Origin of the sequence: Erwinia sp. V90_4, from assembly GCF_029967685.1 — a bacterium.
In the GTDB taxonomy this organism is placed as follows: Bacteria; Pseudomonadota; Gammaproteobacteria; order Enterobacterales; family Enterobacteriaceae; genus Erwinia; species Erwinia aphidicola.
Genome location: NZ_JASCAQ010000049.1, coordinates 20,166 through 34,652 on the forward strand (window position 1 = coordinate 20,166; position 14,487 = coordinate 34,652).

Annotated in this window: 12 protein-coding genes; 6 read left to right on the forward strand and 6 right to left on the reverse strand. The window is 57.0% G+C overall.

Annotated elements, in window-relative coordinates; all coding sequences use genetic code 11:
* Positions 1–44: 44 nt before the first annotated feature.
* Entirely contained in the window at positions 45–2,315 is a 2,271-nt protein-coding gene (metE, locus tag QLG07_RS12485; protein ID WP_282469318.1) for a 5-methyltetrahydropteroyltriglutamate--homocysteine S-methyltransferase, read from the reverse strand.
* Between the two features lie 136 nt (positions 2,316–2,451).
* Here metE and metR point away from each other — a divergent pair, with 136 nt between their 5' ends.
* From metR to glpQ, 4 genes are all read left to right on the forward strand, one after another.
* Positions 2,452–3,390 (forward strand): HTH-type transcriptional regulator MetR, encoded by a 939-nt coding sequence (gene metR, locus QLG07_RS12490; protein ID WP_048914382.1) that lies wholly within the window; start codon positions 2,452–2,454, stop codon positions 3,388–3,390.
* Positions 3,391–3,488: 98 nt separating this feature from the next.
* Entirely contained in the window at positions 3,489–3,971 is a 483-nt protein-coding gene (locus tag QLG07_RS12495) for a DUF1456 family protein (RefSeq protein ID WP_048914381.1), read from the forward strand.
* 357 nt (positions 3,972–4,328) lie between these two features.
* Positions 4,329–5,675 (forward strand): glycerol-3-phosphate transporter, encoded by a 1,347-nt coding sequence (glpT, locus tag QLG07_RS12500; protein WP_048914380.1) that lies wholly within the window; start codon positions 4,329–4,331, stop codon positions 5,673–5,675.
* An 11-nt stretch (positions 5,676–5,686) separates the two neighbouring features.
* Positions 5,687–6,739 carry a glycerophosphodiester phosphodiesterase gene (gene glpQ / locus QLG07_RS12505; protein WP_099753790.1) on the forward strand — a complete coding sequence of 351 codons (1,053 nt, stop codon included), beginning with the start codon at positions 5,687–5,689 and terminating at the stop codon, positions 6,737–6,739.
* 38 nt (positions 6,740–6,777) lie between these two features.
* Here the strand turns inward: glpQ and yigL are convergent, their stop codons facing one another.
* Both yigL and pldB read right to left on the reverse strand, forming a co-directional pair.
* Positions 6,778–7,578, reverse strand: coding sequence for a sugar/pyridoxal phosphate phosphatase YigL (gene yigL, locus QLG07_RS12510; RefSeq protein ID WP_282469319.1), 801 nt, complete (start codon positions 7,576–7,578; stop codon positions 6,778–6,780).
* Positions 7,579–7,637: 59 nt separating this feature from the next.
* Positions 7,638–8,630 (reverse strand): lysophospholipase L2, encoded by a 993-nt coding sequence (gene pldB / locus QLG07_RS12515; RefSeq protein ID WP_187498079.1) that lies wholly within the window; start codon positions 8,628–8,630, stop codon positions 7,638–7,640.
* 113 nt (positions 8,631–8,743) lie between these two features.
* Between pldB and rhtB the strand changes: the two genes are divergently transcribed.
* Positions 8,744–9,367 carry a homoserine/homoserine lactone efflux protein gene (rhtB, locus tag QLG07_RS12520; RefSeq protein WP_048914374.1) on the forward strand — a complete coding sequence of 208 codons (624 nt, stop codon included), beginning with the start codon at positions 8,744–8,746 and terminating at the stop codon, positions 9,365–9,367.
* 84 nt (positions 9,368–9,451) lie between these two features.
* Here rhtB and recQ read toward each other — a convergent pair whose 3' ends face one another.
* Positions 9,452–11,284 carry an ATP-dependent DNA helicase RecQ gene (gene recQ / locus QLG07_RS12525; RefSeq protein ID WP_048914373.1) on the reverse strand — a complete coding sequence of 611 codons (1,833 nt, stop codon included), beginning with the start codon at positions 11,282–11,284 and terminating at the stop codon, positions 9,452–9,454.
* Between the two features lie 69 nt (positions 11,285–11,353).
* Positions 11,354–12,229, reverse strand: a complete 876-nt coding sequence (pldA, locus tag QLG07_RS12530) for a phospholipase A (protein ID WP_048914372.1) — start codon at positions 12,227–12,229, stop codon at positions 11,354–11,356.
* A gap of 172 nt (positions 12,230–12,401) precedes the next feature.
* Here pldA and QLG07_RS12535 point away from each other — a divergent pair, with 172 nt between their 5' ends.
* The gene (locus QLG07_RS12535; RefSeq protein ID WP_099753792.1) at positions 12,402–12,872 is read left to right on the forward strand and encodes a thioesterase family protein; all 471 of its coding nucleotides are present in this window, start codon (positions 12,402–12,404) and stop codon (positions 12,870–12,872) included.
* Between the two features lies 1 nt (position 12,873).
* Here QLG07_RS12535 and QLG07_RS12540 read toward each other — a convergent pair whose 3' ends face one another.
* Positions 12,874–13,917 (reverse strand): AbrB family transcriptional regulator, encoded by a 1,044-nt coding sequence (locus QLG07_RS12540; protein ID WP_048914370.1) that lies wholly within the window; start codon positions 13,915–13,917, stop codon positions 12,874–12,876.
* Between the last annotated feature and the right edge of the window lie 570 nt (positions 13,918–14,487).

Sequence of the window (14,487 nt, forward strand, 5' to 3'; positions counted from 1 at the left end):
AGGGGGCGCTTAGCGCCCCAAATACACATCAACAACACAGATAATTACGCTTTGGCGTTACGCAGGTTTTGCGCCGCCTGTACCATGTTCGCCAGCGCCTGGCGGGTTTCAGCCCAGCCACGGGTTTTCAGGCCGCAGTCCGGGTTAACCCACAGACGTTCAGTCGGGATGCGCTGAGCCGCTTTCAGCAGCAGCGCTTCTATCCACTCTATCGACGGCACGTTCGGCGAGTGAATGTCGTACACGCCCGGGCCAATCTCATTCGGGTACTCAAATTCTTCGAACGACTCCAGCAGCTCCATATCGGACCGTGAGGTTTCAATGGTGATCACGTCGGCGTCCAGCGCAGCGATCGAATCCATAATGTCGTTGAACTCGCAGTAGCACATGTGGGTGTGGATCTGAGTGTCATCCTGCGCCACGGCGGCGTTCAGGCGGAAAGCGTCCACTGCCCACTCCAGGTAGGCGGCCCAATCGGATTTGTGCAGCGGCAGCCCTTCTCGCAGCGCTGGCTCATCAATCTGGATGATGCCAATTCCCGCTTTTTCCAGGTCTGCCACTTCATCACGCAGCGCCAGGGCAATCTGCTTAGCGATGGTTTCACGCGAAACGTCTTCACGCGGGAATGACCAGCAGAGAATGGTCACCGGACCGGTCAGCATACCTTTCACCGGCTTGTTGGTCAGCGACTGGGCATACTTTGCCCACTCCACGGTGATGGCCTGCGGGCGGCTGACGTCGCCAATAATCACCGGTGGCTTCACACAGCGTGAGCCGTAGCTCTGCACCCAGCCATTTTGCGTAAAGATGAAGCCGTCGAGGTTTTCCCCAAAGTACTCCACCATGTCGTTGCGCTCGGCTTCCCCGTGGACCAGCACGTCCAACCCCAGGCGCTCCTGCTCGACAATCGCCTGCTTGATGTGCTCAGCGATACCGGTGCGGTAGTGGTTAGCATCCAGACGCCCCTGCTTAAAATCGAGGCGCAGGCCACGAATTTCGCTGGTCTGCGGGAACGAACCGATGGTGGTGGTGGGCCAGGCAGGCAGCTGGAAGCGCTGGCGCTGAGCCTCCGCGCGCACCGCATAGCGGTGATTACGCTGGCTGTCCTGAGCGGTTATTGCCGCCAGGCGCTGGCCTACTGCCGGATTGTGCACTCGGGTCGAGAATTTCCGGGCGCGGATTGGGGCGCTCCAGGCTTCCAGCGAGGCCGGGTCACTGTTATTTAGCGCATGGCTCAACAGCGACAGCTCTGCGCATTTCTGCAGGGCAAAGGCGAACCAGCTTTTGACCTCGTCATCGAGGCGGGTCTCCACGCTCAGGTCAATCGGGCTGTGCAGCAGCGAGCAGGAAGAGCCAATCCACAGCTGCTTACGGGCGGCGACAAGCGGTTGCAGGCGCTCAAACCAGCGGCTGAGGTCGGCACGCCAGACGTTACGGCCATTGATCACCCCAACCGACAGCAGCCAGCTCGCCGGAAGCTGGCGGTTCAGCGCGTTGATATCGTCTTTACCGTGCACCAGGTCCACATGCAGGCCCTGCACCGGCAGTACGCGAATGGTATCGATATTCTGGCCGATGCTGTCGAAGTAGGTGGTCAGCAGCAGTCTGGTATGGCCCTGCAATGCAGCATAAGCAGGTTTGAAGGCCGCAAGCCATTCGGCTGGCAGTTCCAGCGCCAGAGCAGGTTCGTCAATCTGCACCCACTCGATATCGCGTTTTGCCAGCTCAGCCAGCACCTGCTGGTAAACCGGCAGGATCGCTTTGAGCAGGTTCAGGCGGTCAAACGCGGCGCCCTTCACTTTCCCCAGCCATAAATAGGTTACCGGGCCAAGCAGCACGGGTTTGATTTTGTGTCCAAGCGCCAGCGCTTCATCCACTTCGTCCAGCAGCTGAGTCCAGCTCAGCTTGAACTGTTGGCCCTGCACAAATTCCGGCACCATGTAGTGATAGTTGGTGTTAAACCATTTGGTCATTTCTGCCGCCGCCGCCGGTTCACCGCCGGGTGCACGGCCACGGCCCAGGCGAAACAGGGTGTCGAGGTCAACTGAACCGTCTTTATTGAGATGGCGCGCCGGAACGTTCCCCAGCAGCAGGCTGGTCGTCAGGACGTGATCGTACCAAGCGAAATCGCCGACCGGCAGCAGGTCAACACCGGCCTCTTTCTGCTGCTGCCAGTGGCGGGCGCGCAGTTCACGACCGGTCGCTAACAGCGCTTCCTGAGAGCTGTTACCCGCCCAGTAGCTTTCCTGTGCTTTTTTCAGTTCGCGGCGCAGACCGACACGCGGAAATCCAAGTGTATGGTTCAGAATAGTCATCAGTTTTGCCTCGTAGAATCCATTTTTACCGGGCTGGCTGACTCATTTAGCCATCCAGATGTTTACACCGCTATAATCCGCAGGTAGTGTATTCACCACAAGCGCAAAATGTTCACTGTCGATGTGAAGGACTCTCATGATCGAACTCAAGCACCTGCGAACGCTGCAGGCACTGCGAAATACCGGGTCGCTGGCCGCCGCTGCCGCTCAGCTCCACCAGACGCAATCAGCGTTATCTCACCAGTTCAGCGATCTGGAGCAGCGCCTTGGCTTTCGCCTGTTTGTGCGAAAAAGCCAGCCGCTGCGCTTTACGCCACAGGGGGAGATCCTGCTTCAGCTGGCAGAGCAGGTATTGCCGCAGATCCAGCACGCGCTTCAGGCATGCCACGAGCCGCATCAGACCACGTTGCGCATTGCCATTGAGTGTCACAGCTGTATTCAGTGGCTGACGCCCGCGCTGAATAACTTCCGTCAGAGCTGGCCGCAGGTCGTAATGGACTTCAAGTCGGGCGTGACCTTTGATCCACAGCCCGCTTTACAGCAGGGCGAGCTGGATATCGTCCTGACCTCAGATATTCTGCCGCGCAGCGGATTGTTCTATACGCCGATGTTTGATTTTGAGGTACGCCTGGTGCTGGCCCCGGATCACCCACTGGCACAGAAGGATCACATCACGCCGGAGGATCTGGCCAGTGAAGTGCTGATGATCTACCCGGTACAGCGCCAGCGCCTGGATATCTGGCGCCATTTCCTGCAGCCCGCGGGGATCAGCCCGGCGCTGAAAAACGTCGATAATACGCTGCTGCTGATTCAGATGGTTTCCGCGCAGATGGGCATTGCCGCACTGCCGCACTGGGTGGTAGAAAGTTTTGAACACCAGGGGCTGGTGGTGACGAAAACGTTAGGGGACGGCCTGTGGAGCAGGCTATATGCCGCCGTGCGCGACGGCGAACAGCGCCAGCCAATCGTGGAGGCATTTATCCGTTCCGCCCGTCAGCACGCCTGCGATCACCTGCCGCTGGTGCGTGACGCTTCACGCCCCGGCACGCCGTTATCCGCGATCAATCCTCTGTAACACCATCGCCAGCCTGCCGCTGGCGGTTTTTCCTGTTTAACTCACGAATTGTCTCTATAATGCGCTCATTGCTATGGTTTCAATGAAAGAGAGTTCCTATGACGAATAATGATGTCCTGCGCAGCGTGCGTTACATGCTGAATTTAAGCGATGCGAAAGTGGTAAGCATTCTGGCGCTGGCAGAGAGCGAAGTAACAGAAGCCGAAGTTGCCAGCTTCCTGAAGAAAGAGGAAGAGCCCGGTTTTCGCGCCTGCCCGGATGTCATCATGGGTTACTTTCTCAACGGTCTGATTTTCGAGCGTCGCGGCAAAAGCGAAGATGCCCCGGCGCCCTCTATCGAACGCAAGATGACCAACAACATCATGATGAAAAAGCTGCGCGTGGCATTCGACCTGAAAACCACCGACATTATTGAGCTGCTGAAAAGCACCGATTTTGCGGTAGGTCAGTCAGAGATCGGCGCGATCTTCCGTAAACCGGGGCATAAAAACTACCGCGAATGTGGCGATCAGATCCTGCGTAACTTCCTCAAAGGCCTGACGATGAAAATTCGCCCGGCCAAACCTAAAGCGCAGGCTTAACGCCTGATGCGATTAACGCCCGACTGCGTTAATCGCATTTATCTTCCCTTCCTCATATCTTCCATTTAGAACATAACCACTCACCAAACGAACACAGCAGCATCCCCTCTCGCTCAAAACGTGATAGTCATCACGCTTTATCGTTTCATTGCGAAAATATTTCATCATTTTGTGATGCACATATAGCCACTTTGTCATAAAAGTGTAACATCTGCGCCCTTCTTCACAGTCCTTTGTGCTGATAACCACTAGGCTGTGCGCGAAATGGAACATTTAACCCTGCACTGGCCGGATTTTGTTCCTTTTGCTGAACATCCATCAGGGTGTCAGTTTTATAAGCCACGGGAGGCCGTTTACATGCTAAGTATTTTCAAACCTGCTGCACATCAACCGCGTGTCGATGACAGCCGCGTCGATCCGCTGTACCGCAAACTGCGCTGGCAGATCTTTCTGGGTATTTTCTTTGGCTACGCCGCCTACTATCTGGTGCGAAAGAATTTCGCACTGGCAATGCCTTACCTGGTTGAGCAGGGCTTTTCGCGCGGCGACCTCGGCTTTGCCCTGTCCGGGATCTCCATTGCTTACGGCTTCTCCAAATTTATTATGGGTTCGGTATCGGACCGCTCAAACCCGCGCGTATTTCTGCCTGCTGGCTTGATCCTGGCCGCGGTGGTGATGCTGTTTATGGGCTTCGTGCCGTGGGCGACGTCGAGCATTATGGTGATGTTCGTGCTGCTGTTCCTGTGCGGCTGGTTCCAGGGAATGGGCTGGCCACCGTGCGGACGCACCATGGTGCACTGGTGGTCGCAAAAAGAGCGCGGCGGTATCGTGTCGGTGTGGAACTGCGCGCACAACGTTGGCGGCGGGATCCCTCCACTGCTGTTCCTGCTGGGGATGGCGTGGTTTAACGACTGGAAAGCCGCGCTGTATATGCCTGCCTTTGGCGCCATTCTTATCGCCATCTTTGCCTTTGCTTTAATGCGTGACACCCCTCAATCCTGCGGCCTGCCGCCGATTGAAGAGTATAAGAACGACTATCCGCCGGACTATGATGAAAAGCATGAAGAAGAGCTGACGGCGAAACAGATCTTTATGCAGTACATCCTGCCCAACAAGCTGCTGTGGTATATCGCGCTGGCGAACGTGTTCGTCTATCTGCTGCGTTACGGCATCCTCGACTGGTCACCGACCTACCTGAAAGAGGTGAAGCACTTCACGCTGGATAAATCTTCGTGGGCCTACTTCTTCTACGAGTACGCCGGTATTCCAGGGACGCTGCTGTGCGGCTGGATGTCGGATAAAGTCTTCAAGGGCAATCGCGGTGCCACCGGCGTGTTCTTTATGGTACTGGTGACGATTGCCACCGTGGTGTACTGGATGAACCCGGCCGGCAATCCGGGCGTTGATATGGCGTGTATGACGATTATCGGCTTCCTGATCTACGGCCCAGTGATGCTGATTGGCCTGCATGCCCTGGAGCTGGCACCGAAGAAAGCGGCAGGGACGGCGGCCGGATTCACCGGGCTGTTTGGCTACCTCGGCGGTTCCGTCGCGGCCAGTGCCATCGTCGGTTACACCGTGGACTTCTTCGGCTGGGACGGCGGCTTTATGGTGATGATCGGCGGCTGCGTACTGGCAGTGATCCTGCTGTTTATGACCATGGTAAGTGAGAACAAACACAAGCAGGCACTGAAAACTCGCTGAAAGGAGACGCCATTATGTTGAAAAACGTTATCGCAACTTTACTGCTTTCGACCTCTCTCGCGGCTACGGCCGCGAGTACCGCACCCATCGTGATTGCCCATCGCGGTGCCAGCGGGTATCTGCCGGAACATTCGCTGCCGGCGAAGGCGATGGCCTACGCCCAGGGTGCCGATTATCTTGAGCAGGATCTGGTGATGACCAAAGACGATCGTCTGGTGGTGCTGCATGACCACTACCTCGATCGCGTCACCGATGTTGCCACGCGCTTCCCACAGCGTGCCCGCGCAGACGGGCGCTATTACGCCATCGACTTTACGCTGGCCGAGATTAAAAGCCTGAAGTTCAGCGAAGGGTTTGAGATTGAGAACGGCAAAAAAGTACAGACCTTCCCAGGACGTTTCCCGATGGGAAAATCGGACTTCCGCGTGCACACCTTCGAGGAGGAGCTGGAGTTTATCCAGGGTCTGAACCACTCTACCGGCAAGAACATCGGTATCTATACCGAGATCAAAGCACCGTGGTTCCATCGTAAGGAGGGCAAAGACATCTCGGCGAAGGTGCTGGATGTGCTGAAACAGTATGGTTATAGCGGCAAGGACGATAAGGTTTATCTGCAGTGCTTTGACTATAACGAAGTGAAGCGCATCAAAACCGAGCTGGAACCGCAGCGCGCGATGAACCTCAAGCTGGTGCAGCTGATTGCCTATACCAAATGGGATGAAACCCAGGAGCAGCAGAACGGCAAGTGGGTAAATTACAGCTACGACTGGATGTTTAAACCGGGTGCGATGAAGACGATTGCACAGTATGCCGACGGTATCGGGCCGGATTACCACATGCTGATAGCGGACGGATCACAGCGCGGCGACGTGCGCGTCACCGACATGGTTAAAGAAGCGCATCTGAATAAGATGGTGGTGCACCCTTACACCGTGCGCGCCGATCGGCTGCCGCCGTATGTCAGTGATGTCGACCAGCTGTATGACCTGCTGTACCACAAGGCCGGCGTCGACGGGCTGTTTACCGACTTCCCGGATAAAGCGGTGCATTTTTTAGGACGATAAAACGTAGGGGTCAGGCATGCCTGACCCGTTTTAAAAGCTTAGACGTTAAACAGCTCGCGCAGATACTTCGGCACCGCCAGATCGGCATTTGAACCAATCACTTCCAGCTCCGGCAAAATATCCTTCAGGCGCTGATGCGAGTTGCTCATCACGCAGCCCTTACCCGCCATGCTCAGCATCTCTTTATCGTTCATGCCGTCACCAAAGGCGATGCACTCCTGCAGCGAATAGCCGAGCGATTTTGAAACCGCATCCAGCGCATGTCCTTTCGACACGCCGCCCGCCATCACTTCCAGACAGGTCGGCAGCGAGAAGCTGACATTTACCCGGTCGCCCCAGCGCGCCATCAGCGCCTGCTCCAGCGGCACCAGCATCTCGGGGATCGCGCAGGTAAAGAACACCTTGCTGATGCCGTCGGTCTGCAGCTGGCCCGGCTGAAAAATCTGGTAGTTAAAGTCTGATTCGCGGAAGAAATCCACCTCTTCCGGACGATGGCGGTTAAGAAACCACTCTTCATCGCGATAGACGTTGGTGTAGATATCCGGGTTGGCGTGCTGCATGGCAAACAGCTCTTGCGCGATATCTTCATCCAGATTATGGCTGAACACCAGCTCACCGGCGGTGTTGTGCACGCGCGCGCCGTTTGAGGTGATCATGTAAGCGTCGATGCCGAGGCTGTCGCGCATCTGCGCCACATCAATGTAGTGACGACCGGTGGCGAAGACAAAGTGCACGCCTTTACGCGTCAGCAGCTGTAGCGTTTCGCGCGCAAAAGGAGAAAGGGTGTGATCCGGTGACAGCAGCGTGCCATCCAGGTCTGAAGCAACAATATGGAACATAAAACCTCTGGTTAACATTTTCTGGCGGGACTCCCCGCCGGTCACTGAATACTGGCCACTTACGGGTGGCGTGCAAAGAAGGTGAGGATCGCCTCCAGCGCTTCGGCACGCATGCGGTCGCTCTCAAACAGGATCTCGTGCCGGGCACCGTCAATCACCAACGGTTTGCCGCCGGCACAGGGCTGGCCTGCCGCCACCATCGTCTGACAGAACAGATCCTGAGCGCGGTTATCCACCACCTTATCCTCTGATGCCTGCAGCAGCAGCAGCGGCGTGGCAATCTGCGCGGCCTGGCTGAGGATGCTCTGCCCGGCGCGCACGCCTTCACGCACCCAGTGATAAGTGGGTCCGCCGACGCGCAGCCCCGGGTCGTCAGCGTAGAAGCGCAGATTACGGCGATAGCGTTCGCGGCTGTGCGTCAGCTCGTTGATGGCAAAGGGGCGCGCATGCCATTTCCCGGTGCCGAGCGCATAGCCATCGCGCACCGCCGGGCGTTTCTCCGCCCAGTTAAGGATCTGATGCGCCATCCACAGCGGCATCGGCAGATAGATGCCGAACATCGGCGATGCCAGCGCCACCGCGTCGAAGGCTGCTGGCTGGCGCGCCAGCATCAGCGCGAGGATCGCCCCGCCCATCGAGTGGGCCAGCGCGTAGCGGTGACGATAGTGGCGTGCGACGATCTCTTTCAGATACAGGGTTTCCAGATCGTCGACGTAATCTTCAAATTCCACCACGTGTCCGCGATGCGAATCAGCAAGAAGCCTGCCGGAGCGCCCCTGGCCACGATGGTCGATAATCACCACGTCGTACCCACTGTGGAACAGGTCGTAGGCCAACTCGGGATATTTCACATAGCTTTCAATCCGGCCGGGACACAGCAAAATAACTTTATCGTGTTGCGGGGAGATGAAGCGGACATAGCGGATCGGCACGTTTTCCACGCCGGTAAACTCACCCTCTTCACGCTGCTTCCAGAAATCCAGCAGCGGGCCGGTGGCAAAAGCGGCGAAGGCTCTCTCCCGCGTCAGCCAGCTGTTTTTAAGATGTTCCATCGGGCGTTTTCCAGAAGAGACAAACTGCGGGCAGCGGACATTGTTACCCATAGCGCAACGTTCAACAATGTCGTATTGTGTCACAATTGAGCGTTTTCAGGGAGCTTTACCCCATGACCATCGAATGGTGGCTAACCTATTTGTTAACAACCAGCATTTTAAGCCTGTCGCCCGGCTCCGGGGCGATTAACACCATGAGTACCGGCATTAGCCACGGCTATCGCGGTGCAGTGGCCTCCATTGCCGGGCTGCAGGTCGGGCTTTCGCTGCATATCGTGCTGGTCGGCGTTGGGCTGGGTGCGCTGTTTTCTCAGTCGGTGCTGGCGTTTGAAATTCTCAAGTGGGCGGGTGCCGCATATCTGGTGTGGCTGGGTATTCAGCAGTGGCGCTCATCCGGCGCGATTGATCTCGGCGCGGTGGCGAAGGCGATGCCGCGCCGCAAGCTGTTTCGCCGAGCAGTGCTGGTCAATCTGACCAACCCGAAGAGCATCATTTTCCTCGCCGCACTGTTCCCGCAGTTCATTATTCCGCATCAGCCCCAGGCGATGCAGTATCTGGTGCTCGGCGTCACCACGGTGGTGGTCGATATCATTGTGATGATTGGCTACGCCACGCTGGCGACGCGCATTGCGGTATGGATTAAAGGCCCGCAACAGATGAAGTTGTTGAACCGGACGTTTGGTGGGTTATTTATGGCGGTGGGTGCGCTGCTGGCTTCGGCGCGCAGAATGGCCTGAATAATTGGGGGCGGGCGGCAAAAATGTCGCCCGCGGCAAGTGCAGGAGAGGCCGACCGTTTTCCGCTTGGCCCGCCGGTATCCATTACTCCACGTCGTCGCCGTCGACGTGTTCTTTGATCATCACCAGGAACGGCTTGCCAAAACGTTCCAGCTTCTTATGACCGACCCCGTTCACGCTCAGCATCTCTGAGGCGGTAATCGGCATCTGCTCTGCCATTTCAATCAGCGTCGCATCGTTAAATACCACGTATGGCGGCACGTTCGCTTCATCCGCAATCGCTTTACGCAGCTTGCGCAGTTTGGCAAACAGCTTGCGATCATAGTTGCCGCCGAACGACTTCTGGCTGCTGCTGCGCGGCTTGATGCTGACCAGGCGCGGCACCGCCAGCTGGAGCGGCGCTTCCCCGCGCAGAATTGGCCTGGCGGCTTCGGTCAGCTGCAGCGCCGAGTGCATCGCAATGTTCTGCGTCACCAGACCGAGGTGAATGAGCTGGCGCAGCACGCTGGTCCAGTGCTCGTGCGTCTGCTCGCGGCCAATGCCATAGACTGGCAATTTATCATGCTGCATATCGCGGATGCGCTGGTTGTTGGCCCCGCGCAGGATCTCGACGATATAGCCCATCCCGAAACGCTGACCCACGCGGTAAATGCAGGACAGCGCTTTCTGTGCCTCCACCAGTCCGTCGTAGCGGCGCGGCGGATCGAGGCAGATATCACAGTTGTCGCACGCCTGCTGACGGCCTTCGCCGAAGTAGTTCAGCAGCACCAGGCGGCGGCAGGTTTGCGCTTCGGCAAACGCGCCCATCGCATTCAGCTTATGGCGCTCGATATCCTGCAGCGGGCCTGGCGCTTTCTCTTCCAGGCACTTACGTAACCAGGCCATATCGGCCGGATCGTACAGCAGCAGCGCTTCAGCAGGCAAACCGTCACGCCCGGCGCGGCCGGTTTCCTGATAGTAGGATTCAATATTACGCGGGATATCAAAGTGCACCACGAAGCGCACGTTGGGTTTGTTGATGCCCATGCCGAATGCGACGGTCGCCACCACGATTTGCAGATCGTCGCGCTGAAACGCTTCCTGCACGTGCGCACGGTGGGCGTTATCCATTCCGGCATGATAAGCCCCGACGCTGAGCCCACGGCTTTGCAGTCGGGCTGCGGTGTCTTCCACTTTTGCCCGGCTGTTACAGTAAATAATGCCGCACTTACCGCGCTGATCCTGCACATAGCGCAGCAGCTGTTCGGTCGGTTTGAATTTTTCCACCAGCGTGTAGCGGATATTGGGGCGGTCAAAGCTACTGATCTGGATCAGCGGATCGTCAAGCTGTAACAGGCGGGCAATATCGTTACGCGTGGTTTCATCGGCGGTCGCGGTCAGCGCCATCACCGGCACATCCGGCAGGCGCTGGCGCAGCTGGCCTAAAGCGCCATACTCCGGACGGAAATCGTGGCCCCACTGGGAGATACAGTGAGCTTCATCGACCGCCAGCATGGCCGGATTGCAGTGCGTCAGCTGGTCGAGGAAGTTGTCCATCATCAGACGTTCAGGCGCAATGTACAGCAGGCGGATGCGGCCAGTACGACAGCCCGCCATCACTTCCTGCTGCTCTTCACGGTTCTGCGTCGAGTTGAGGCAGGCTGCCGCCACGCCGTTTGCCAGCAGCTGGTCCACCTGGTCTTTCATCAGCGAGATCAACGGCGACACCACCAGCGTCAGCCCTTCGCGCACCAGCGCCGGGATCTGATAACAGAGTGATTTTCCGCCGCCGGTCGGCATGACTACCAGACAGTCGCGGCCGTTAAGCGATTCCTGAATGATAGTTTGTTGCCCCGGACGAAACTGCTGGTAGCCGAAGGTATCGCGTAATACCTGCTCTGCCAGCGTTTCTTTATTGATGACTGCTGCCGTAGACACATTGTCCCCAAAATCTGAAGTGACTGAATTTTTAACCGGGCGGCAGTGCCTGCCCGGTAAGCGGCGACCTTAGAAGAGGTCGTTGAGCGTCACGCCGACACCGACGCGCGTTTGACGATGATTGTAATCGATCAGGGATTCACCATAACCGCTATACACCTGCGTGTAAAAACGCACATGCTCAGTCATTGGGTAGCTCCAGCCCAGTTCAGCGCCGCCGTAGCCGCTGTTCCAGTTATACTGGCTCTTCACGCTGAAGATGCTCTCGCCCCACTGATATCCCACCGTCAGGCGATAATACCCCATGTACTTAGTGATATCCGGGTTATCGTCATTATTTTCATTTTCTGGAATACGGTACCAGGGTTTCACTTCCACCAGCCAGTTGCCGTTTTCCGCCATCAGACGCGCATAGACGCGGTTCCAGCTGCGCGAGGTTGGGTCGGAGCGGCCGTTGGACTGATGGTTCACACCGGTTTCCACATCGCGCAGCGTCCAGCCGCCCAGGCTGTAGTCTGTTGCCCAGCCGAGGAAGACCTGTGGCTCGTAGTCAGTTTCGCGGAACGGCGAAGAGGCACTGCGGTTAGAGAGCTGCCACCAGGATTTCTGAGTATAGGATGCGCCAAGCACCGAGTTTTCACCGAGAATGCCGCGCCACAGCGGGAATGCGAGGCTCAGCTGAAACTTCACTTCATCGTGTTTCGTTTTGTCCCAGTTATAAGACTCGATCGCTTCCTTATTTATGTTGCTGGTATCGGTATACAGCAGATAGTTGCTTTCATAAGGCAACAGGACAAACGGGTTGTCGTGTTTCTCCAGCATGTTGGCAATAATACTGCCCTTCACCGCAGGACGGTCATGAATCACTTTAACCGTGGCTTCCTGAGCCAGCACTAATGTAGGAAACAGAATTGCTGACGCCAGCAATCCTTTCAGCAGAGCCATAGGGTTCTCCCAGAGAGGCGAATGATTGAATAAAAAGCACGCCATTCTACACAGAAAAATCATGAGGGATTAGTGCTCATTTTCGAAAGTGGAAAGCACTAACAACGAAGCATAATATACACACTCCGTTAACCTGACTTTTACTCAGCACGCATCACAGGAAAAGCCGATAATGTCAGCAGTACCTATGGATCAGGCTGCCGCCCGCCGCCTGATCGGTGAAATTTTTGTCTACCACATGCCCTTCAACCGCGCCCTGGGGCTGGAACTTGACCGGCTGGAGTCCGATTACGCCGAGCTTAGCCTGGCCAACCAGACGATGCTGGTCGGCAACTCCGCGCAGAAGATCCTGCACGGCGGGGTGATTGCATCGGTGCTGGATGTCGCCGCCGGGCTGGTGTGCGTCACCAGCGCGCTGACCCGCCAGGAGAGTATTACCGAAGAGGAGCTGCGCCAGCGATTATCGCGCATGGGCACCATCGATTTACGGGTGGATTACCTGCGTCCGGGGCGCGGTGAGCGCTTTATCGCCAGCAGCAGCCTGCTGCGCGGCGGTAATAAAGTGTCGGTGGCGCGCGTCGAACTGCATAACGATGCGGGCCTGCATATCGCCAGCGCCACGGCCACCTATATGATTGGCTGAGTCAGCTGCGCGCATAGCGCGAGAGAAAACGTGCCAGCGCCGGGCCGGTGAACAGAATGGTAAACAGACGCAGCGTCTGCATCGCCATCACAAACGCCATATCCACCCGGCTGCCGGCCGCAATGATCGCCACGGTATCCAACCCGCCGGGGCTGGTTGCCAGATAGGCCGTGAGCATATCGACATGCAGCGTTTTGGTCAGCATCCATGCCATCGCGCCACACAGCAGCATCAGACCAATTATCGATATCACCATCTGCGGCAGCGTGCGCAGCGCCAGCAGAAATACCGGGCGGGTAAAACGCAGCCCGACGGTCCAGCCAATCAGCGCATAGGCCAGCGCCAGCAGCCACTCCGGCACCTGCAAACTCAGCGTTCCGCTGGAGTGCAATGTCGCGCCAATAATCGCCGGGAGCAGCAGTGCGCCGGAAGGAATGCGAAACTTTTGCCCGAGAAATGCGCCCAGCAGCATCACGCCAATCGTGGCGGCAAACGGCGAGCCAAGTGCGGGAAACCAGTCAGTATCGGCCGCATGTGCGCTGTCGCCTAAGCCGATACGCGCCACAATGGCGGCAGCGGTAGCGACAAACAGTACCCGCAGATACTGCATAAATGCCACCAGCCGGGTATCAGCCCCAAAGTCCCCTGCCATCGCCACCATGGCGGATGCCCCGCCAGGGGAGGATCCCCACGCCCCGGTCGGCCCCGGCAGGCTACTAAAGCGCACCAGTAAAAACCCGGAGAGCGCACTGGCCGCCAGCGTCAGGATCAATACCGCCAGCACTATCGGCCAGTCGGCAATCAGCGGCTGCAGGATAGATGGCGACAGGCTCTGAGCGATCATGCAGCCCAGTACCGCCTGGCACAGCACGAAAATACGTTTATCAATGCGGATGGTTGCACCACATAGCCCCATTACCACGCCAACAATCATCGGGCCAAGCAGCAGCGCCGCCGGTACGTGAAAAGTCTGGAGTATAAAACCGAGTAACAGCGAGACGCCAAGCAGAATCGCCCACTGCCCGTGCAGGGAAATGCGTTCCATAGAGTAAAACTTTATCTATTGAAAGAAGAGGTTAAAGAGTACGCGTTACCGCCGGGATGCGCCAGCCCAGGAAGGGCGTAAGAATTCAGGGCAGAAAAAAACCCCGTTGGTGGCGGGGTTTAATTCTGACTTTTGGCTTCTGCCGATAAACCGGGGAAGCCTGCGTGGCATATCGATCCTCAACGATTGGAAAATATCATCTGTGCAAAATTAAATCAATCCAAGCGTTGTTTAATTCATCTCCAGGGATATAATCACGCGGTTGAGGAAATTATGATTAACCTTGCTGCCGTGACCTTATCCCTGGTGTTGGCTTATTCAGTGTATTAACTAATAAGTCCTGCCTGTAACAGGTGGTGCTGACAGGGCCTTTAAACGGTAGCGTGGCATATCCTTCCTCAACAGATGGAAACACCGGAGGTACAGGCGAAGGGAGGCGAAACCGGTGGTGACGTCGCGCTCCACAGAGATGGAGGAGCGGGTTATGTTGGCAATTATTGCTGCGGTACTTAACCTGATTGCAGCGCTGCTGCAATTGATTGAGCCGCTGATTTAATTAGCGGTTCGGGA